The organism is Bradyrhizobium sp. (assembly GCF_004799445.1).
In the GTDB taxonomy this organism is placed as follows: Bacteria; Pseudomonadota; Alphaproteobacteria; order Rhizobiales; family Xanthobacteraceae; genus Bradyrhizobium.
Genome location: NZ_SSNA01000240.1, coordinates 1 through 18,521 on the forward strand (window position 1 = coordinate 1; position 18,521 = coordinate 18,521).

Consider the following 18,521-nt stretch of genomic DNA (forward strand, 5'->3'; position numbering starts at 1 on the left):
ACCAGGGCCGGGGACCCCCCGGCAGCCAGAACCGTGTCGATCTCGATCTGCTCGCCGAGCGTGGGCCGGAGCAAGCGGGCCGCATCGACGAGCAGCGAGTTGACGTCGACGTCGCGCGGCTGCGACGGCTTGCCATGCGCGAACGCGAGCAGGTGCGACGTCAGGCTGGCGCCGCGGGCGGCGGCTTCGCTGATCAGCCCCGCAACAGCCTCGAGTTCGGGCTGGCCTGCGACGGCGTCGGCCAGAATTTCGATCGTTCCGGCGATCACGGTGAGGATATTATTGAAGTCGTGGACGACGCCGCCGGTGAGCTGACCGACGATCGCCATTCTTTGCGCCGCCTCTGCTTGCAAGGCTTCCGCCGACCGGGACTCCTGAAGCATATTCCCTGTTCCCCAGCGTCCGCCGGCCCCTCGGCATTCGGCGCGCTATCTCATCTCAACGACACCGGTAAGCCCGGACTGGACTTCCGCCAGGCATTCGTTGATCACCGTGAGCAGCGCCACCGGCGTGAACGGTTTGCGCAGGCAACGGGTAGCGCCGAGTTCAAGCGCCATCCTGAGGAAGTCGGGAGCCGGCGAATCGAGATTTGCAAAGGCGTAACCAGACATTGCAATCAGCGGAACGCTCGGCGCCCGCTCGTGAAAGATCCGGATCGACTCGAAGCCGCGCATATGCGGCATGAAGATATCGACGATCATCAGATCGAATGCCATGCCTTCGAGAGCGCGAAGTCCGGCTTCGCCGCCATCGGCAATCGTCACCTGAAAGCTGTGTCGTTCGAGATAGATCTCAATGGCCATGCAAACCATTGGATCATCATCGACAACCAGAATGCGCGGCATGGGCCCCCCTCGAACCTGTCTTTGTCCCTTGGCTAGTTCCGAAATTCCTGAGTCCTGATCCAACCGCACTCCCCCCATTTTGTTCGCTTCGACACTTCGGCGCTGTCCTGTTTGAAGCACAACCGCGAGAAAACCTTTGGCCAGTTCTCAGGCCAGATTTTTCCCGGGCCGGATTTTCTTGCGTCGATCCGGTACACGCCATCTCATCACCACCCGAAAAACGCAGGCTCAGCCCGCAAAGGCCCCCTTTCCCGGTGTGCCCAGCGATGCCGCCCCGCCCGACACCGCGTCCGCAACGCAGGCCAGCTTGGCGAACCTGCGATGAGGCTCGGCGTCCGACAGGCATTCGTCGATCACACTCAACAAGGTTGATGGCCTGAAGGGCTTGCGCAGGCAGCGCGCCGCGCCAAGCCTGAGCGCCAGTTGCAGGAAATCGGGACTGGACGCCTCCAGATCGGAAAAGGCGTACCCGGAAATGGCGATCAGCGGCACCTTGGGCGCCCGCTCGTGAAACATTCTGATCGACTCGAAGCCGCGCATATACGGCATGAAGATATCGACGATCATCAGGTCGAAGGTCGAATTGTCGATGGCAGCGAGGCCGGCGATACCGCCATCGGCGATCGCGACCTTGAATCCGTACCGCTTGAGCCACGCCCGAATGGCGAGGCCCATATGTGGATCGTCGTCGACGACCAGAATGTGTCGCATCCCGGCTTCTCCTGCCGTATTTACGCGTTCAACCGGCTCCCACATTGATTGCGTTATGATCTTAATCGCCGCGAATCAGTGCGTGATTCTCATTTCGGCCCTCATTCGACCCGCTGTCTGCCCTCCACCGTGTATATCCGAGCCGACACAACTTACCGGCTTGTGCAATGGAACCGGCTCGCGCATGGTTGCATTTTTGGCGAAACTCACGTGGAACAGGTGATCGTGCAACCGATTGAGCTTGGGCCATATGGGAAAACCCAATGTCTCCAACCGCGCCCTTGCGTAACCAACTGCTGCTATCCCTGCCGCCGGCGGAACTTGAGACGCTGCGCCCGCATCTCGAGCTCGCCGAAATGGTCAGGGAAACTGTCGTGATTGAGGCCGGCGCGCCGCAAACGCGTGTCTATCTGCCGCACAGCGGCGTCATCTCCATGACGGTGAGCCTCGCGGACGGCCATTCGGTCGAGGTGGCGATCATTGGCCGCGAAAGCGTATTCGGCGCGGCGGCCGCGCTCGGTAGCGAGATATCGCTGAGCGACGCCGTCGTGCTACTCCCCGGTACGGCCTCCATTCTCAACGTCGCGCACCTTCGGGCCTCCGCAGATCGGAACACCGCGTTGCGAACGACCCTGATAAGGCATGAACAGGCGCTGCTGGTGCAAGCCCAGCAATCCGCCGCCTGTAACGCGGCTCACTCGGTCGAAGCCCGTTTGTCGCGCTGGCTGTTGCGCCTGCGCGATCTCTACGACGGCGAAACCTTGCCGCTGACCCAGGAATTCCTGGCGCGAATGATCGGGGTGCAACGCAATGCGGTTTCGATCGTCGCCCACGCGCTTCAAGAGGCCGGGACCATTCGCTACAGCCGGGGGCATATCCATATTACGGACGTGGAGGCCTTGAGAGAAACGTCCTGCGAATGTTATCAGATGGTCAAGTCGCAATGCGACCGATTGCTCAAACGGTCCGATTAGCGCTCGTTGCCGCCATCAACGCCGCTTGGCGAATGGCGCCGTGGTCGTGGTGGCCGGCGTCGCCTCGACGCTCGACCTCGACCATCTTCGGGCCGCGGCCGACCAGAGTGCGACCTTGCGGGCAGCGCTGCTCCGGCATAGGCTGGCAATCTACGCGCAGATCCAGCAAACCGCTGGATGCAACGCGGCGCATCCCGTGGAATCCCGGCTGGCACAATGCCTGTTGCAGACATACGATCTGTCCGGCTGCGACAGGCTTGTTCTGACCCAGGAATCGATGGCCCAGATGATCGGCGCGCGCCGCAACAGCGTGTCGCTGGTGGCCCATACGCTGCAACAGGCCAACTTGATTCATTACAGCCGGGGACACATCGAGATCGCCGATCCGGATGGCCTCAGCAGGGCCACCTGCGAATGCTACGCGGCGGTGAAGGCGCGCTACAACAGATTGCTTTGCCCGCGCCGCCTGCCGTGAGCGTCCAGGCGGCAGCTTGAGCGCGAGCGCATTCACGCAGCGACGCCACCCAAGCGTTCAAATGTCCGGACTCCGCACAGGGGTTGCTGAATCCAGCCGCGGTTTCGATTGAACATCAATAACGGCATCCGGCTTCGCCTCTTCTGTCCGTAATTAACTGGCTGTTCAATGCCCGCTGCTAATTGTCGTGTTGCCGACGGGCGGGATGTAGCGGAGAGCGGGCAAAACCTTCGCACGCCGATTCCATCTGGGCCCGGCCGTGAAATGTGCGGAGTAGAGATATGGCCTTTGATCTGTCGATGCCGATCCTGGTGGTCGACGACTACAACACCATGATCCGCATCATCCGCAACCTGCTCAAGCAGCTCGGATTCGAGAACGTCGACGATGCCAACGACGGATCGGCCGCGCTCGCCAAGATGATGGGCAAGAAATACGGTCTGGTGATTTCCGACTGGAATATGGAGCCGATGACGGGCTACGATTTGCTCAGGGAGATCCGCGCCAGTCCGGAACTTTCGCAAACGCCTTTCATCATGATCACCGCGGAATCCAAGACCGAAAACGTCATTGCCGCGAAGAAGGCCGGGGTCAACAACTACATCGTCAAGCCGTTCAACGCCGCTACGCTGAAGGTCAAGATGGAAGCCGTGTTTCCAGCGGCGACCACCTAACCTCTTGCGTGCGGCCCGGCCGCGCGCGCCAGCCGGCAATGGTGCCGCGATCGCGGCGGTGGCGGCAATCACCAGGGCATATCCGTGGATCTGGTCGGAGTGCAACGACGGATTTGGCCGCAATCGGGTTCGAGGTTGCGCAGACTTGACCCGGCATCTCCGGCCGTTGTCGAAGTTGGCATTTTTCCCGAGGCAAAGCGGATCGCGACTCGCCGGAAGAAGCCGCGCAGACGCCTGTCGGGGCGCGCTCCGCCGTACTATTACGGTTTCGAATTTTCACACTCAGCTAACACTCGGCGGCGATAGTTGCAGCAGACAGGGAGCGCTGCATGTTTACGTTCGAGACGACCGACCAGAAAGAAGTCCGGCGTTTTCGCATCGCGCAATTCAATGGCCGGTTAGCATCTGTCAGCTCGGGCGGCTCGACTGTCACCGGCCACGTTCGATCGGTGCTGGAATCCAAGTCGAGCGTTCCGGCGCGATGGACCATCACCATCGTTGCAAGCGAACCCAAGATCAAATGCCTCAGGCTGCGGCCCGCGCCCCGTGTTCACGCCTTCGAGGACTTCTACTGAGCCAAGAGGTTGCTCGCCCAGCGAGCAAAGAGGTTGCCCCGCCCATATAGCCGGCCAGGGCGTCCGTCGAACGGACCCGCTACTTCCGCACAAGCTTTGAAACGTCCCGCTAGACCGTGCCCGGATGCTTGAGCGCCGCGTGCACAAGCTCGGCCGTGTTGCGCGCTCCAAGCTTTCGCATGGCTTCGGCGCGATGGCTCTCGAAGGTTCTCGGACTGATCCGCATCCGCAAGGCTCCCTGCTTGTTGGAATTACCCTGGCTGATCAGAGCGAGAGCTTCGCATTCGCGCCTGGTCAGAGGCTTCTGGCCGGCTTCGGACGGAAACATGATGCCTGGCGCAGCCGCTTCATCCCTGGCGGGTTCGACCAGTGGCTCCTTGTGGCCCGGCGCAACGGTCGATCCCGCCTCAATGTCTTCGATCTGCTTCAACATGGCCAGGATGCGCTCGGTTTGTTGAAGCGCATTTTCCACCACCTGTTGCAGGTAGGTTCGATTTCCCTTGGCTTTCGAAAGCTGACGGCTGTGTCGCTTGATCTCGCCCATATAGAGCAATAGCGCGGTCAATGGCCCGTTGAGCTGCCGAGCTATGGCGGCCCGAGCTTCGGCCTCCCCTGACGCCTGCGCAGCAGTCCGCCCGGCAATTCCAGGCCCGACGGCCCGCGGGGGGCGCGAACCGCTGGCGGGTTCCTGCTGTGACATCCAGCCTGTTTAGCGGGCCTACGCTGTTTCGTGGTTAATTCTTTGGTCAGTAAGACTACGGGGTTTCGACGGCGCCCGGACGGCAGAGACGTCGTTACTTTAGCGATGGATGTCGCTAGTTGAGCGAGTTAACAGCGGTCGCCCGTGGCGAAGTAGCAAAAATGTGAACGGGTCTGCCCGTGGTTAGGTCGGGGTCTCTTACAACTTAATTTACGACTTAATTTACGGCGATCTGCTCTTATGGTTAGGCGCGCGCGAGTTGCCTTCGGGCATCGAGCCGGTCGTTGATAGTTCGTTAATCGCAAATCATGTGCAATGAAACAGCCAGACCGAATCCAGGAGTTTCTGCAGCGATTGAGGCCGCCGACGCGCAACAATCTCTTGACCGAGCTTGAGCGGCTGGAACTGTGCGGCGTCGAAATGCCGGGCGCCGCGGCTGTCATGGAAAAACTGCGCGCGGAATTTCGTGCCAGCGGACAGACCCAGAAGCGGATGGCCAATCCCGCGCGTTATTTTTTCGCCCCGTTGGAGCCATTGCTCGTTGACAGTGCCGCCGAGCATGCCAATTCGGGCAGGCTGCAGCGCGGTTCGCTGGCTGCGATCTGGGAATGGATCACCCGAGATCTGTTGCCGACGATGGCGCGCGACTATACCACCCAAATGAACGATCTGATCGCCTCCGACAAGCAGCGGGAAGCCCGGCAGGCCGCTTCGACGTTTCAGACCAAAGTCGTCAAGAGTCTGGAAAACACCATCGGCTCAGCGGACGGCGCGGCTGCGATCCGAAACAGGCTTGCAACCTACACCGCCTCCCCGACGGCCTATGTCGATTTGACCAAAATGCTCAGTGTGCTGCGCGCACGTGATGCGCTGGCAAAATTCGACGATGCGCTGCCGGTCAAGATCAACAGCCTGGAAGACGCCCAGGTCGCCAAACTAACGCAGTTGCTCGATGCGTTCAGAAAAGACCACGCCGAACAGGTTCCCTTCGCACTGGCAATGGTGGCGGCGCGGCTCAAGACTCCCTGGCAGTTGATCCGCCTCGCCACCAAGGCTGCCCCGAGCAAGAACGCTGCGGACATCGCCGCCACACCCTATGCGATCGGCGTCTCGATGGTGCTGGACCGGATGGACGACAGCCGCGCGACGTTGCGCGTCGCTCTCAGGAATGAACGGATTCTTGTCGCCAGGGAAATCCTGGCCGACGCCTATGAGACCGAATACGCGCTGGGGGTCCGCATCGATCGGCTCGAGGAATCGGAGTGGGGACAGCGGCTCAGCCAACTGATGGCCGCGATCGCAACTCTGGTCGAAGCCGAGGTCAGCCGGTTTCCCGACAATGTCGGCCATATTCTGGGATCGCGCAGCCTGCGAAGTCACCAATCCCTCGCCGGACGCATGACCTATTGGGCGTGGAAAGGGCGCGATGCCGTGAGCGGCGGAGCAGCCTATTGCAGAAGGCTGGTCGGCCTGCCCGAGAAATCTCGCGCCTGAAAAAGGTGGCGCGCGATCATCCATCGGCAAGGCGCGCTTGCCTGATCGTCGAGTGCTCTGACACCAACGGCGTCATGAACGCTTTGAGCGACGCAGGTTGAGAAATTTTTCCAGAAATCGCCCTGAGATGACGAACCTGAACCACCAATATGCCATCCGCTGCATTTTCATTTGATCCATCCTCGTGCCGGAGTGGCCCATCCGCATCGTGGATTAGCGCCAAAGCCTGCGAGCGGATGTGACGTCTTTCACATTTGGCAAGACAGATTTGGCAAGACAGACACCGCTTTGCCGACCAGCGCGGGCGTCGAAGGATCTCCGGCCGCTCAATCCTTCGAAAGTCCGGCCGCAGCTCGCGGCCTCGGCCGGAACCGTGTTGCCCGCCTGCGCGTTCCCCGAAAAACGCCCGTTCTGCCCTGACGAAAATGGGGCAGAAGCGAGGCTGGTGCAGAGGAGACGCCGATGGCAGCGCTCGATGCAGACACCATGCCACTCAGCGCCAGCGAACATCAGATTCAGCTTCGCCGCGCCGTCATCGCGTCAACCATCGGCACCGCGATCGAGTGGTACGATTTCTTCCTCTATAGCACCGTCACCGGCCTGGTCTTCGCCAAGCTGTTTTTTCCGCACTCGGATCCCTGGGTCGGGACGCTCGAGGCCTTCGCCATCTACGCCGTCGGCTTCATTGCGCGGCCGGTGGGAGCGGCGATCTTCGGACATTTCGGCGATCGCATCGGCCGTAAATCGACGCTGATCGCGACGCTGCTCTTGATGGGGCTGGCCACCTTTGCGGTGGCGCTGGTGCCGACCTATGCGAGCGTTGGCATCTGGGGCGCGGTGATACTGACCGTGCTGCGGTTCATCCAGGGCATCGGCGTCGGCGGCGAATGGGGCGGCTCGGTGCTGACGTCGATGGAATGGGCCCGCACCGACCGCTCGCGCGGGCTGGTCGCGTCCTGGCCGCAATTCGGCGTCCCCTGCGGACTGTTCCTTGCCAACCTCGCCGTGCTCGCCTTCAGCCGGATGTCGGGTGAGCAGTTTCTGGCCTGGGGCTGGCGCCTCCCGTTCGCCCTGAGCCTCGTGCTGGTCGGCGTCGGCCTCTACATCCGGCTCGGGATTATGGAGACGCCCGTCTTCGCCAGGCTGCTCGCCGAGCGCAAGATCGACCGGACCCCGATGCTGACCGTCATCAAACAGCATCCGAAGGAAATCCTGCTCTCCGCGCTGGCGCGCATGGCCGAGCAGGCCCCGTTCTACATCTTCACCGCCTTCATCTTTTCCTACGGCACCGGCGCGCTGCACGTCTCGCGCAATTTCCTGCTTGCCGCGGTGCTGTCGGCTTCCGTGCTGTCGTTTGTCTCGATTCCCTTGTTCGGTCATCTGTCCGACCACATCGGCCGCAAGAACATGTACATGATCGGCGCGGCGGCGACCGGCGTGTTCGGATTCATCTATTTCGCGATGCTGAACATGGGCTCCGAGCCGATCATCTTCTTCGCGATCGTGCTCTCGCTGGTTCCGCACGACATGCTGTACGGACCGCAGGCTGCCCTGATCGCCGAAAGCTTTACCGGACGCCTGCGCTACAGCGGCTCCTCGCTCGGCTATCAGCTCGCATCCATCATCGCCGGAGGCCCGGCGCCGCTGATCGCGACCTGGCTGTTCGGCACCTATCACTCGGTTTTCGCGATCGCGATCTATATCGCGATTTGCGCCGTGATCACCCTGGTCGCGACCGCCATGATGTCCGACCATACCGGCAAGGATATCTCGGGAGACTATCCATCACGATGATGTCAGGTACATAGCTGCCGGCGGTCTGCGATGATCGCCATCTGATACAGGCACGCAATCAAGCGTTTGGAAAAAGGAGATAGCGATGTGGCTAGCAATCCGGTCATCGAAGGCCGGTTCACGGGTCACCAGGTCACTGATCGCAATGGCGGCGATGGGTGTCGTGTTGAGCTACAGCGCCAGCGCCGGAGCGCAAACGGCTCCAGCGCCGGCTGAAAACGCCGCGCCGACGGCCGATAACGCCGTGATGCTCACGATATTTTTCAAGCACGATCAGTCTCGCCCACTGAGCGAACTCAACGCGCAGCTGGAAAGGCAAGGGTTTTACAAAGCCTTTCCTCCTGCGGGCATCGAAGTGGTCAGCTGGTATGTGATGATGGGGATCGGACAGGTCGTCACGCTGCGGCTTCCGGCGTCCCGGCTTCGCGAGGTCAATCGTATCCTGGAGAACACCGCCTGGGGCAGCTATCACACGGAATTCTATCCGACCTACGACTACAAGCCCACTGGCCTCGCCTCGCACGAGAAGGCGCAGACCAAATAGGCGGCGCGCCGCAGCCGGCCTGGCAAATCCGGGTCACGCAAAAAGCCCGCCGGTTGGACCGGCGGGCTTTGATCTCATTTCGCTAAGGCGGCGCTGTCGATCGGCGATCCCGGTACATCCGCGGGTCATCTCCGATCGATTGGCATCACATGGCGCGAAGGTTTTCCGCTGATGTCTTGCCGCGCTGGCTGTCGAGCTTCGATTCGAATGAAAGCTTCTGGCCTTCATTGAGCGAGCCCATGCCAGCACGCTCGACGGCGCTGATATGTACGAACACATCGTTGCCGCCGTCATCCGGCTGAATGAAGCCGAAGCCCTTTGTCGCGTTGAACCACTTAACTGTTCCGGTAGCCATTTTACTTCTCCAAGATGCGCAAAAGCGCGCAGTGCCCGCGCGACTTCGCGAAGGCGTAATCCGATTTCAGCGATGTCTTGGGGAGTGGAGCCGGTTCGGCGCGATCAACAAGGCAAACGACTATTCGAATGGGCGGCGTATACGCCCCTTTATCCAAGATAGCAAGCGAAAAGGAAATTCGGGCGCTGAGCCCCGATTGGTCATCGCTCAATCGCGCCGGCGCTGTCGCGGCCGGCCGCGTTATCCCGACTTTGGCGATGAGAATTTTGCGCAAGTTTTATTCTTACTGCGCGGTTTAACGTTACTCGAATAATTCAATTCTGCGCACTGAAGTTCTCCATATTTGAAACCACGCGCCCCGCTAGGACATCACCCGCACCAGGGAGGAAACTAGCGATGGCCCATCAAATGTTCGGCGATCTGGCAAGATCTGCAACCTTCGGCCTTCGAAGGATTAGCCCTCGGGCCTGCGTTGCCGACAGCAAGGGACACCTTCGCGCGTTCCTTACCGACGTGCTCGAAGATCTCGGCTTCGTAACGAGCGAATGCGCCAAGGCCGACGATCTGGGGGCAATCCTCGAGACCGAACTTCCGAACCTTATTGTGCTCGGGGTGTCGGCCGATGGAATCGAGGTTGGCAAAATACTTGAAATCCTCGTGCGCCAAAAGTTCGATGGCAAGGTTCTCGCCATCGGCGCCCGCGAATCGATCATCGTCAAGGCGGTTTGGCAGGTTGGTCGGGAACACAGCCTTGCAATGCTGCCACCGCTCACCACACCTTTCGCCGCGGAAACGTTGCGCGAGCGAGTGGGTATGCTGCTGCCCGAGGAACCAAAACCCAGCCCGGCAGTCCATGTGCCGGAGGCATTGCATGCCGGCTGGCTCGAACTATGGTACCAGCAGAAGGTCGACACCCGCACACTCGTTCGCAGCGGTGCCGAGGCACTGCTGCGGATGCGGCATCCGACTTGGGGCATTGTCCCGCCTGCCTATTTTATCCCGGAAGACGACGATCCATATTTCCTGCGGTTGTCGGAGTTCGTGATCGAGCGTGCCGCGAAGGATTGGCGCTATCTGTTCGAACACCAAAGCTCGACCGATATCTCGATCAACCTGCCCGCCTCGTTTCTCAAAAACCGCTACGCGGTGCGCAGTCTCTGCCAGCGGATGCCGGCGCATCCGGCGTTCGGGGGACTCCTCATCGAGATCGACAGCGCCGAGGTCATTCCCAATCTGGAGCTGCTGATCGATGTCGCAAAAGAGGTGCGCCTTCACAATATTGCCGTCTCGATCGACAATGTTGGCGCCAACTGGCCAGCGCTGATGGGGCTAGAAACCTTCCCCTTCGTCGAACTCAAGGTCGACAGACAATTCGTCACCGGCTTCGCCAATGACCGGCTGAAACAGACGGTGTGCCGTCACATCATCGAGTTCGGCAAAGGGTATGGCGCCCGGGTTGTTGCGGAGGGAGTCGAGACTCGCGCCGATTTTGTCGCGGCGAGCGAGCTGGGTTTCGACACGGTCCAAGGCTATCTGTTCGGCAAACCCATGGCGCTGAAGAAGTTCGCCCACGCTGCGCTGGCTCAGCCGGTGCTGGTATCGAAGTGATACGGCTTAAAGACGTAGGATCAACCGAGCCGGCTGATCTGCTCCTCGGTCACCACGCGCTCGACATTTTCGGTCTTGCTCTTGATGCGATAGCGCGGGCGGCCGTCGGATTCGATCGGCAGGCAGGTCACAATGGTATAGATGCTGCGTTGCTTGACGACGGCGCGGCCCTGCGGTCCCTGGAGCTGATGATGGACATCATCGTTGATCGCGAAATTATGGGCCATCGACTGTCTTCCCGTTAAAGAGGGCCTTTTAGGCGCAATGGCCCTGCAAGGCAACACATCGTTGGCCGGCGCCGCGCCCGCGGAAACCGCAGGATTTGGTGGTCTGCCATGCCAAAATGGCCGTCGAGGTGCCCTTGGGGCGTTCAGGACCATGAATACCCCGACGAACCTGCTTCGGGCACCCGGCGGCCCACGTGCCGCGCACGTTAAAGGCGAGCGCGACATCTCCGATAGCCGCTGGACTGATCCGCCGCAGCTGTGAACAGCCGTGATCCGACCCCGGTTTTCGCATGATTATGGGCCCTGGCCGGGCTATCGTTCGATCCGCGCTGATTCCGCGGCGCTGTTCTGCCGCAAGATTTCGACGATCGATGCGCCCCCGGCAGCCCGATTATTGCGGGCTTCGTTTTTTTCCAGGCTGTAGCGGCAGCTTTCGACGCCTCGACGCGTATCCGGATTTCGAGACAATGCCCTTTCGGGAGCCGCTTCGCGCCGCATCCCTCCGGGGTGAAAGCAGGAACATGGCGGCCGATCAAAACAACGACGATGCGCCTCAATACCTGCTTCAACTCCTGAAGAACGCCGCGGCTCATCATTGCAGCGGAGATCTCGAGAAGGCAGAACAGGATTATCTGCGAGTCCTCGACCATGGCTACCGCGGGGCCGGCATTCTTCTGCTGCTTGCGAGGATCGCGGCAAAACGGGGCAACCTGGAAAACGCGGTCGGCCACTTGGACGAAATACTCGAACTCGATCCCCGGCACCTGGATGCGCTGATCGAAAAGGGGGCGTTGCTTCACCGTATCGGAAGGGCCGATGATGCCGCCGGGTGTTTTGCGATCGCCCGCTCGATCGCGCCGGAAGACGTGCTGGTGCTGTCGAACCTTGCGGTGGCGATGGCGGATTCGGGACGGCGCCATGAGGCATTGATCGAATTCCGCCGGGTCCTCGAACTGCAACCGGACAACATCGGTGTCCGGCATCAAATGCGGCGCCTGACGTCGGCCATGGTACCGTTCTGGCATATCCAGATGCTGAACGATACGCGGAGAAACGACGCCTTCGAACGGGCGATCCGCAAGGCGGTCGAAAAAGAGGGGCCGGATGCCCGCATTCTCGATATCGGTACCGGCAGTGGTCTGTTGTCGATGATGGCGGCGCGCGCCGGGGCGAGGAATATCGTCACCTGCGAACGAGTACCTGTCATTGCCGAAGCCGCGAAGCGTATCATCGCGTTGAACGGTTATGAACAGCAGATACGCGTCGTCAGCAAGAGTTCGAGCCAGATCATCGTCGGCAAGGAAATTGAAGCGCGCGCGGACATTCTTATTTCGGAGACGCTGTCGAGCGACCTTCTGGCCGAGGATGTCCTGAACACATTCGAAGATGCGCATGCGCGACTGCTGCGGCCGGGAGCGACGGTGATTCCGCGCGCGGCAACCGCCATGGGGTGCCTGGTGGAGAGTGACGTTCTTTCGCAACATGCATTCGTCGGAGACGTATCGGGATTCGACCTCTCGCCGTTTGGCGCGCTGTCGCCGCAACGCCTACCGGTGCATGGAACCATGACATCGTGGCGCAGGCTTTCGCCGGACGTCGATCTGCTCAGGATCGACCTGACGGCCGGGGAGCACGGGGCGGAGATCCGCAAGCTCCCGATCCCGGTGCTCAAAGACGGTATTGCGGTCGGGATCGTCCAGTGGATGAGCCTCGACCTTGCGGAAGGGATCGGCTTCTCCAATCACCCCGATGAGAATTCCGATGGCGGGTGGCTCCAGGTCCTGCACACCTTTCCGCAGCCGATCGTGGTCGCCGCTGGCGGGCAACTGGACGTGATGGTGGGTCACGATCGCGCCAGCCTGATCGTGCTGCCTGCACCGGGCCTCTCCAATGGCCAGCGGAACGAAACCACGATCGGTGGAAGCGGTCGCCAAATCGACTGAGGCGTGCCTGCTGGGGGTCCGGGGCGACGCGAAGTCGGCTGTTGGCGAAATCGGGAACTCTTGGCTTAAGCGGGAATTAGCTATTATCAATCTGACTGGTCAGATTTCTTTCAATTTCGGTTGAATAAAGTCGATCGGTCGCATACTTGTCATGTATATTAGAAGGATTCTCCTCGGGAGGCGTTCGGATGGCTAGGCCGAGCTTACGCGAGAAACTGGCGAGCAGTGCGGTAGATACCCTGCACGCCAATGGCTTCAATGGGTGTTCGATTCAGGACATAACCGATGCTGCCGGGGTTCCCAAAGGTTCCTTTTTCAATCATTTTGAAAACAAGGAAGATCTCGCGATCGACTCCTTGCGGCGCTACCTCGAGGGAACCCGGTCGGATATCCTGTTCGAAGAAGGCGTCGCGCCGCTGCAGCGTCTGAAAAATCATTTCGTTTTTTTGGCGGAAAGGCTCAAGCAAAACGGGTTCGAGCGCGGCTGCATGCTGGGGCTTTTCGCCAGCGAAATGGCCCAGGAATATCCCCGGATGCGCGAAGAACTCCGTTTGGTGTTCGAGACCTGGTGCCAAGCTGTGGAGTCGGTGCTCCGCGAGGCCCAGGACGCGGGCGATATCGACCCGCGTCACGATCCGGGGCAACTGGCGCGCTTCGTGGTGAACGCGTGGGAGGGCGCCACCATTCGGCTCAAGATCACCCGGGATCGTGGCCCAATCGATGATTTTTTCAATGTCAGCTTCAAACTGCTGTTGAAGTAAATGTGATCTTAGTCCCGGTTGACAGGCTAAGCTGACCAGTCATATTGGACGGAGTGCGCTGCGATAGGGTTTGGTACTAACTCGTGCTTTTCCTAAGCTGACCGGTCACCTTACTCTAGGGTCTCCGGTAATATAATGCTCCATCTGCCCGAGCCTTGAAGCTGCGCCTCAACCGAGAGAGAGATCATCATGCTGAAATTCCTCCAGACCTCCCGAATCAACGACCTCCGCCTTCCGGGCCTGCTTTTTGGCTCAATGGCCCTCATCGCATTGATGTCGGCAACTCCGACCGCTCCCGCTCTTGCTCAGGGGGTTCCGGCCGGGTTGCTCCGATTGGATCCGCCCCAAACGTCGAATGACGGCGCAAAGTTCGCCGAAGACCAGGGTGCCAAGGTGCGCAGCGCCTACGCTCGCAGCCGGAAACCCCAGGCTCAATAACGACGGGTTCGAGGGGTCGCCCAGCCCAAGCGCCGGCTTCCCTCCCGACCGACCCCTTGACCGCCCCGCGCTTCCCCGGCGCGGGGCGGTTCAAGTTAAGATCGCGTCGATAGAAGCCGGTGAACGGCTTACTGCGCTGAGATCCATCTGGCGATTGGCGGCCAGTGATCTCTTAGCGTGTTCGCCCCCATGAACAGCCCGATATGGCCGCCGGGCACAATCTCTTGAACGATACGGTCCTTCGCCGTGCCGATGAGTTTGGCGGCATTGAGGACCTGCTCCGGCGTCGTAATGTCATCATCGGCGCCTGCCAGCAAATAGGCAGGACAAGTGATGTCGTGGAGATCGAGCTTGCGGCCGAGCCCGATGAACGCGCCCCTGGCAAGGCGGTTCTCCTTGAAGATCTGGGTGATCACCTGAAGATACCAGCGTCCCGGCAGGTCAATCGGATTTTCATACCAGCTCTCGAACGTCTCCTCCTTGGCGAGGTAGGCCGGGTCGTCGATGTGCTCATAGAGATCGACATGATCCTGAATGTAGTGCTGCCCCGGATGCATGTTCTTCCAGCCCTGCAGCATGAATTTTCCCTGCATCAAACCGCCGCCTAGCGCCACCAGTTCCTCGTAAAACGAAGCGGGGGATTGGTGAACCATGCGTTTGATCGACCCATTCCCGGCATCGGTGTCGATGGGCGCGCCCGCGAGCACCAGCGAGTTTACCTTGTCGGGAAAACGCGCGGCGATCATCGCCGACATCCAGCCGCCCTGGCACAGCCCGACCAGGTTCACCCGTCCGCCGAGATCGTCGATCGCGACAACGAGCTCGGCGAGGTAGTTGTCGACCTCCAGATCCTTCATATCCGCCGTCGCCGACTTCCAGTCGGTCAACGCCACGTGGCCGACGCCGTTGGCCAGCAGCGTCTGGACCAGGCTCTGACCCTCATAATAGTCGGCGATCATGGCGGTATGGCCGGCATGGGGCGCGTCGATCAGCGTCGGGATCCCGACGGGCTTTCCGTAGTCGCGCAGCACCATGGTCCGCAGATCGAGGCGCACCTGGTTCGGCGTCGCAAGCGCCGGTCTCAGTTCGCCATGAATCTTGATCTCCTCCTCGACGAATCTGAGGTTCTTCGCGTAGAGCTCGGTCCCCTCCGTGAGCATGGTTGCCGCCATCGCCATCGGCCAGAATGCCGGAACGCTCAGGAGCGATGAATTTTCGGGTCCGGTCATGCCTGCTGGCTTCCATTGTTTGCGTGCGAATCAAGAGGCGCAGCGGCGGCGCTCAACAGATTCCATGTGTGCAAGGCGATCATCAGATCTTCATCTGTTGGAATCACCCAGCCGGTGGTTTGACTGCCGGGACGCGTGATCCGTACCCCGCCGGCTGCATTGGCGCCTTGATCCAGATCCACGCCCAGCCACGCCGCGTCCGCGCAAACACGGCGCCGGATTTCCGCCGCATGCTCCCCGATTCCGGCGGTGAAGACCAACGCGTCGATGCCGCCGAGCGCCGCGGCCATCGAACCCAGTTCGCGGTCGATACGGTACACGAACAGGGCGACCGCCTGCTCGGCCAGTGGGTCGCCGCTCGCCAGCAGGGTTCGCATGTCGTCGCTGATGCCGGAAACGCCAAACAGCCCGGACTCGTTATAGAGGAGATGGCTCACCTCGGTTGCGGTCATCCCCTTCTCCTGCATCAAATAGAGAATGACGCCGGGATCGAGGTTGCCGCAGCGGCGGCTCATGGGCAGGCCATCGAGCGCCGTAAAGCCCATGGTCGTCGCCACACTCTTGCGGCCTCGGATCGCACACAGGCTGGCGCCGCTGCCGAGATGGGCCACGACAACGCGACCATCGGCGGCTGCCGGACCGAGGATGTCGGGCAAAACGCTGGCGATATATTCATAGGAAAGGCCGTGGAATCCGTAGCGCCGGATGCCCTCGGCGGCGAGCCTGCGCGGAAGCGCGAACGCCGTGGTGACCTCAGACTGGGTATGATGAAAGGCGGTATCGAAGCACGCGATCTGCGGCAATGTGGGATGAAGCTTCGAGAGCGCATCGATGGCGGCCAGGTTGTGGGGTTGATGCAGCGGCGCCAGCGGAACCAGGCGGCGCAGCTCGGCGGCCACCGAGGCGTCGATCAGGACCGGCGCGATATACAGCGATCCGCCATGCACCACCCGATGTCCGGCCGCGACCAGTTGGATGTCAACAAAGCGGTCGTCAAGCCAGCGCAGCAGCGCGGCCAGCGCATCCTCGTGCGTGGTGCCTTCCGTCAGATACGCATCGACCAGCGACGCTCCGGCGCGGTCTTTCGCCGTGAAATGGACGCGGTGGCCGATGCCTTCGCACTCGCCTTCGCAAATGAGGCCCTGCCGGCTTGGAGTTTCATGTCCAGGGAATACCGAGAATTTGAGGCTCGACGAACCGGCATTGAGCACAAGGATGGCGTCACTCACGGCTTCGTCCCCTTGTGACGCGCCAGCAGCAGCGCAATCGCGCACGACCCCAACCGGGCCAGCGTCCCGTCGGAGCGGCTGGTCAGAATGATCGGCACGCGCGCGCCCAGCACGATGCCGGCCATCTGCGCTTCCGCGAGATACTCGAGTTGCTTCGCCAGCATGTTGCCGGCCTCAAGGTCCGGCACCACGAAGATGTCGGCACGGCCGGCGACCGGCGAGGTGATCCCCTTGGTCTTGGCCGACTCGGCCGAGACCGCATTGTCGAAGGCAAGCGGGCCATCGAGAATGCCGCCGGTGATCTGGCCCCGATCAGCCATCTTGCACAGCGCCGCCGCATCCAGCGTCGATTTGATCTTTTCCGTAACGGTCTCGATTGCCGACAGGATCGCCACGCGTGGCGCCGGGATCCCCAGCGCGTGCACCAGATCGATCGCGTTCTGGATAATGTCCCGCTTGTCCGCCAGCGTCGGATAAATGTTGATCGCGGCGTCGGTGATGAACAATGGCCTCGGATAGTCGGGCGCGTCGATCGCAAAGACATGGCTCAGGCGCCGGGCGGTGCGCAAGCCGCATTCGGCGTCAACAACGGCATGCATCAGCTCATCGGTATGGAGCGCACCCTTCATCAGCGCCTCGACCTTGCCGGCGCGGGCCATCGCGACGGCTTGCGCGGCCGCGGCCTCGCTGTGCTCGGTCGACACGATCTCGTAAGGCGTCAAATCGAGCTCTGCCAGCGCAGCCGCGGCGCGTATCCTGGCCTCCGGCCCAACCAGCACCGGCGTGATCAGATTGATGCGGGCGGCTTCGACGGCGCCAAGCAGCGACGGCGCGTCGACCGGGTGGACAACGGCGGTACGGATCGGGGCGAGGCCGTGGGTCATCCTGATCAGGAGTTCATAGCGTCGCCCCTTCTGCCGCAGCTCGACTTCGGGGAGAGCCGCGCGGGGTCGCGAGATCTTCTCGGTCGGCGCGATGACATCCGCCGTACCCGTGACGACCTCCTCCGCCTTTTGATTGACGGCTCGGCAATCGAAGATGACACGATGCGTTTGTTCGATCTTGTCTCTCACCTTTACCGTCACCGTGATCGTATCACCGAGACCGATGGCGCCCTGGAAGTGCAGAGACTGATCGACGTAGACGGTCCCCGGTCCGGGGAGCTGCGTTCCGAGCACCGTGGAGATCAGCGCGCCGCTCCACATGCCGTGCGCCACGACCTTGTGGAACATATCGCTCTTTGCGAACGCGTCATCCAGATGGGTCGGATTAACGTCGCCCGACATGATTGCGAACAGCTCGATGTCCTTGTGCGTGAGTGTTCGCACGAGGCTCGCGGTGTCGCCCACTTTGATCTCGTCGAACGTTCTGTTTTCGATCCGTTCCATTCCGCTACTCCGAACTCGCTCGCCGACCGGGAACGCCGCCAGATTCCCGACATCCCCGCGGCTCACGAGCCGGGGCTCGGGCGTGCGAGCGTGCTCCGGGAGTTGGTCGAGACTCTATACCGGGATGTCACGCGCGTCGTGAGCGTAACCGCGCCATCCGGATGAAACAGTGACACGATACGTCCATCGCCGTCGCGAACCCGGCCTGGTAGCAATCGGTATTTCGCCGGATTTTCGTCTCGGTCAAGCGACTGGCGAAGAGCGAGGGATTCAAACTCCCGATAGGCTTCCCAAAATATCCTTTTGAAATGCCGGCTGAATTTCCGCTCATGTGTCGCAAAATGGCCTACTGAGAGAAATCCCGCAAAAGGTGCAGGGGCTCGCGGCGCACCGCTCTCTCGCCAGTGGGGAGGCCATACGTGTATTCTAGCGTCGTGTCAGCGGACTGAGTCGCCGCATTGAACGAGCACCAACATTCGAGGCTCGGAGGGTGTGATATATTTTGGCAAGATCAGACACTTTCGGTATTGGTGAGGGAATGCGCGACCCTTTGAGCA

At 61.0% G+C, this 18,521-nt stretch carries 18 protein-coding genes and 3 pseudogenes; 11 read left to right on the top strand and 10 right to left on the bottom strand.

Annotated features, from left to right (window positions below; all coding sequences use genetic code 11):
- The 3 genes and pseudogenes from E8A46_RS30220 to E8A46_RS30230 all read right to left on the bottom strand — a co-directional run.
- A pseudogene (locus E8A46_RS30220) lies at window positions 1–338 on the bottom strand (histidine kinase dimerization/phospho-acceptor domain-containing protein); the annotation flags it as partial.
- 90 nt (window positions 339–428) lie between these two features.
- Window positions 429–845, bottom strand: coding sequence for a response regulator (locus E8A46_RS30225; RefSeq protein WP_291568934.1), 417 nt, complete (start codon window positions 843–845; stop codon window positions 429–431).
- A 228-nt stretch (window positions 846–1,073) separates the two neighbouring features.
- Window positions 1,074–1,556: a response regulator gene (locus E8A46_RS30230; protein WP_291568936.1), complete on the bottom strand. Its 483-nt coding sequence runs from the start codon at window positions 1,554–1,556 to the stop codon at window positions 1,074–1,076.
- Window positions 1,557–1,819: 263 nt separating this feature from the next.
- Here E8A46_RS30230 and E8A46_RS30235 point away from each other — a divergent pair, with 263 nt between their 5' ends.
- From E8A46_RS30235 to E8A46_RS30250, 4 genes and pseudogenes are all read left to right on the top strand, one after another.
- Entirely contained in the window at window positions 1,820–2,530 is a 711-nt protein-coding gene (locus E8A46_RS30235; protein WP_291568938.1) for a Crp/Fnr family transcriptional regulator, read from the top strand.
- Window positions 2,531–2,561: 31 nt separating this feature from the next.
- Window positions 2,562–3,005 (top strand): annotated as a pseudogene (locus E8A46_RS30240) (helix-turn-helix domain-containing protein); the annotation flags it as partial.
- 281 nt (window positions 3,006–3,286) lie between these two features.
- Window positions 3,287–3,679: a response regulator gene (locus tag E8A46_RS30245; RefSeq protein ID WP_291568941.1), complete on the top strand. Its 393-nt coding sequence runs from the start codon at window positions 3,287–3,289 to the stop codon at window positions 3,677–3,679.
- A gap of 329 nt (window positions 3,680–4,008) precedes the next feature.
- Window positions 4,009–4,254, top strand: a complete 246-nt coding sequence (locus tag E8A46_RS30250; RefSeq protein ID WP_291568943.1) for a hypothetical protein — start codon at window positions 4,009–4,011, stop codon at window positions 4,252–4,254.
- A 109-nt stretch (window positions 4,255–4,363) separates the two neighbouring features.
- Here E8A46_RS30250 and E8A46_RS30255 read toward each other — a convergent pair.
- Window positions 4,364–4,849: pseudogene (locus E8A46_RS30255) on the bottom strand (LuxR C-terminal-related transcriptional regulator); the annotation flags it as partial.
- A gap of 420 nt (window positions 4,850–5,269) precedes the next feature.
- Between E8A46_RS30255 and E8A46_RS30260 the strand changes: the two are divergent.
- From E8A46_RS30260 to E8A46_RS30270, 3 genes are all read left to right on the top strand, one after another.
- Window positions 5,270–6,448: a hypothetical protein gene (locus tag E8A46_RS30260; RefSeq protein ID WP_291568944.1), complete on the top strand. Its 1,179-nt coding sequence runs from the start codon at window positions 5,270–5,272 to the stop codon at window positions 6,446–6,448.
- Window positions 6,449–6,910: 462 nt separating this feature from the next.
- On the top strand, window positions 6,911–8,242 hold the full coding sequence (locus E8A46_RS30265; protein ID WP_291568946.1) for an MFS transporter: 1,332 nt from the start codon (window positions 6,911–6,913) through the stop codon (window positions 8,240–8,242).
- A 154-nt stretch (window positions 8,243–8,396) separates the two neighbouring features.
- A complete protein-coding gene (locus E8A46_RS30270; RefSeq protein ID WP_291568967.1) occupies window positions 8,397–8,786 on the top strand; it encodes a hypothetical protein in 390 nt (129 codons plus the stop codon).
- A gap of 145 nt (window positions 8,787–8,931) precedes the next feature.
- Here E8A46_RS30270 and E8A46_RS30275 read toward each other — a convergent pair whose 3' ends face one another.
- The gene (locus E8A46_RS30275; protein WP_291568948.1) at window positions 8,932–9,141 is read right to left on the bottom strand and encodes a cold-shock protein; all 210 of its coding nucleotides are present in this window, start codon (window positions 9,139–9,141) and stop codon (window positions 8,932–8,934) included.
- A 408-nt stretch (window positions 9,142–9,549) separates the two neighbouring features.
- On the opposite strand from E8A46_RS30275, the gene E8A46_RS30280 reads away from it, so the two are divergent.
- Entirely contained in the window at window positions 9,550–10,749 is a 1,200-nt protein-coding gene (locus E8A46_RS30280; RefSeq protein ID WP_291568950.1) for an EAL domain-containing response regulator, read from the top strand.
- Window positions 10,750–10,769: 20 nt separating this feature from the next.
- On the opposite strand, the gene E8A46_RS30285 is transcribed toward E8A46_RS30280, so the two are convergent.
- A complete protein-coding gene (locus tag E8A46_RS30285) occupies window positions 10,770–10,976 on the bottom strand; it encodes a hypothetical protein (RefSeq protein ID WP_291568952.1) in 207 nt (68 codons plus the stop codon).
- A gap of 206 nt (window positions 10,977–11,182) precedes the next feature.
- On the bottom strand, window positions 11,183–11,959 hold the full coding sequence (locus tag E8A46_RS30290; RefSeq protein ID WP_291568954.1) for a hypothetical protein: 777 nt from the start codon (window positions 11,957–11,959) through the stop codon (window positions 11,183–11,185).
- Between E8A46_RS30290 and E8A46_RS30295 the strand changes: the two genes are divergently transcribed.
- The 3 genes from E8A46_RS30295 (at window position 11,903) to E8A46_RS30305 (ending at window position 14,118) form a co-directional block, all read left to right on the top strand.
- Window positions 11,903–12,919 (top strand): 50S ribosomal protein L11 methyltransferase, encoded by a 1,017-nt coding sequence (locus E8A46_RS30295; RefSeq protein WP_291568955.1) that lies wholly within the window; start codon window positions 11,903–11,905, stop codon window positions 12,917–12,919. The genes E8A46_RS30290 and E8A46_RS30295 overlap by 57 nt on opposite strands.
- Before the next feature lie 188 nt (window positions 12,920–13,107).
- On the top strand, window positions 13,108–13,680 hold the full coding sequence (locus E8A46_RS30300) for a TetR/AcrR family transcriptional regulator (RefSeq protein WP_291568957.1): 573 nt from the start codon (window positions 13,108–13,110) through the stop codon (window positions 13,678–13,680).
- 189 nt (window positions 13,681–13,869) lie between these two features.
- Window positions 13,870–14,118 carry a hypothetical protein gene (locus tag E8A46_RS30305; RefSeq protein WP_291568959.1) on the top strand — a complete coding sequence of 83 codons (249 nt, stop codon included), beginning with the start codon at window positions 13,870–13,872 and terminating at the stop codon, window positions 14,116–14,118.
- Window positions 14,119–14,246: 128 nt separating this feature from the next.
- On the opposite strand, the gene E8A46_RS30310 is transcribed toward E8A46_RS30305, so the two are convergent.
- From E8A46_RS30310 to E8A46_RS30320, 3 genes are read right to left on the bottom strand one after another with little or no spacing between them, the layout of a single operon-like run.
- Window positions 14,247–15,347, bottom strand: a complete 1,101-nt coding sequence (locus E8A46_RS30310; RefSeq protein WP_291568961.1) for an alpha/beta fold hydrolase — start codon at window positions 15,345–15,347, stop codon at window positions 14,247–14,249.
- A complete protein-coding gene (locus tag E8A46_RS30315; RefSeq protein ID WP_291568963.1) occupies window positions 15,344–16,576 on the bottom strand; it encodes an acetate/propionate family kinase in 1,233 nt (410 codons plus the stop codon). Before E8A46_RS30315 ends, E8A46_RS30310 begins: the two co-directional genes overlap by 4 nt.
- The gene (locus E8A46_RS30320) at window positions 16,573–17,964 is read right to left on the bottom strand and encodes a bifunctional enoyl-CoA hydratase/phosphate acetyltransferase (RefSeq protein WP_291568965.1); all 1,392 of its coding nucleotides are present in this window, start codon (window positions 17,962–17,964) and stop codon (window positions 16,573–16,575) included. The genes E8A46_RS30315 and E8A46_RS30320 overlap by 4 nt, the downstream gene beginning before the upstream one ends.
- Between the last annotated feature and the right edge of the window lie 557 nt (window positions 17,965–18,521).

Coding starts and splice junctions, on each gene's coding strand:
- E8A46_RS30225 (WP_291568934.1), bottom strand. CDS start 845: ATGCCGCGCATTCTGGTTGTCGATGATGATCCAATGGTTTGCATGGCC.
- E8A46_RS30230 (WP_291568936.1), bottom strand. CDS start 1,556: ATGCGACACATTCTGGTCGTCGACGACGATCCACATATGGGCCTCGCC.
- E8A46_RS30235 (WP_291568938.1), top strand. CDS start 1,820: ATGTCTCCAACCGCGCCCTTGCGTAACCAACTGCTGCTATCCCTGCCG.
- E8A46_RS30245 (WP_291568941.1), top strand. CDS start 3,287: ATGGCCTTTGATCTGTCGATGCCGATCCTGGTGGTCGACGACTACAAC.
- E8A46_RS30250 (WP_291568943.1), top strand. CDS start 4,009: ATGTTTACGTTCGAGACGACCGACCAGAAAGAAGTCCGGCGTTTTCGC.
- E8A46_RS30260 (WP_291568944.1), top strand. CDS start 5,270: ATGAAACAGCCAGACCGAATCCAGGAGTTTCTGCAGCGATTGAGGCCG.
- E8A46_RS30265 (WP_291568946.1), top strand. CDS start 6,911: ATGGCAGCGCTCGATGCAGACACCATGCCACTCAGCGCCAGCGAACAT.
- E8A46_RS30270 (WP_291568967.1), top strand. CDS start 8,397: ATGGGTGTCGTGTTGAGCTACAGCGCCAGCGCCGGAGCGCAAACGGCT.
- E8A46_RS30275 (WP_291568948.1), bottom strand. CDS start 9,141: ATGGCTACCGGAACAGTTAAGTGGTTCAACGCGACAAAGGGCTTCGGC.
- E8A46_RS30280 (WP_291568950.1), top strand. CDS start 9,550: ATGTTCGGCGATCTGGCAAGATCTGCAACCTTCGGCCTTCGAAGGATT.
- E8A46_RS30285 (WP_291568952.1), bottom strand. CDS start 10,976: ATGGCCCATAATTTCGCGATCAACGATGATGTCCATCATCAGCTCCAG.
- E8A46_RS30290 (WP_291568954.1), bottom strand. CDS start 11,959: ATGCCGGACACCGATGTTGTCCGGTTGCAGTTCGAGGACCCGGCGGAA.
- E8A46_RS30300 (WP_291568957.1), top strand. CDS start 13,108: ATGGCTAGGCCGAGCTTACGCGAGAAACTGGCGAGCAGTGCGGTAGAT.
- E8A46_RS30305 (WP_291568959.1), top strand. CDS start 13,870: ATGCTGAAATTCCTCCAGACCTCCCGAATCAACGACCTCCGCCTTCCG.
- E8A46_RS30310 (WP_291568961.1), bottom strand. CDS start 15,347: ATGACCGGACCCGAAAATTCATCGCTCCTGAGCGTTCCGGCATTCTGG.
- E8A46_RS30320 (WP_291568965.1), bottom strand. CDS start 17,964: ATGGAACGGATCGAAAACAGAACGTTCGACGAGATCAAAGTGGGCGAC.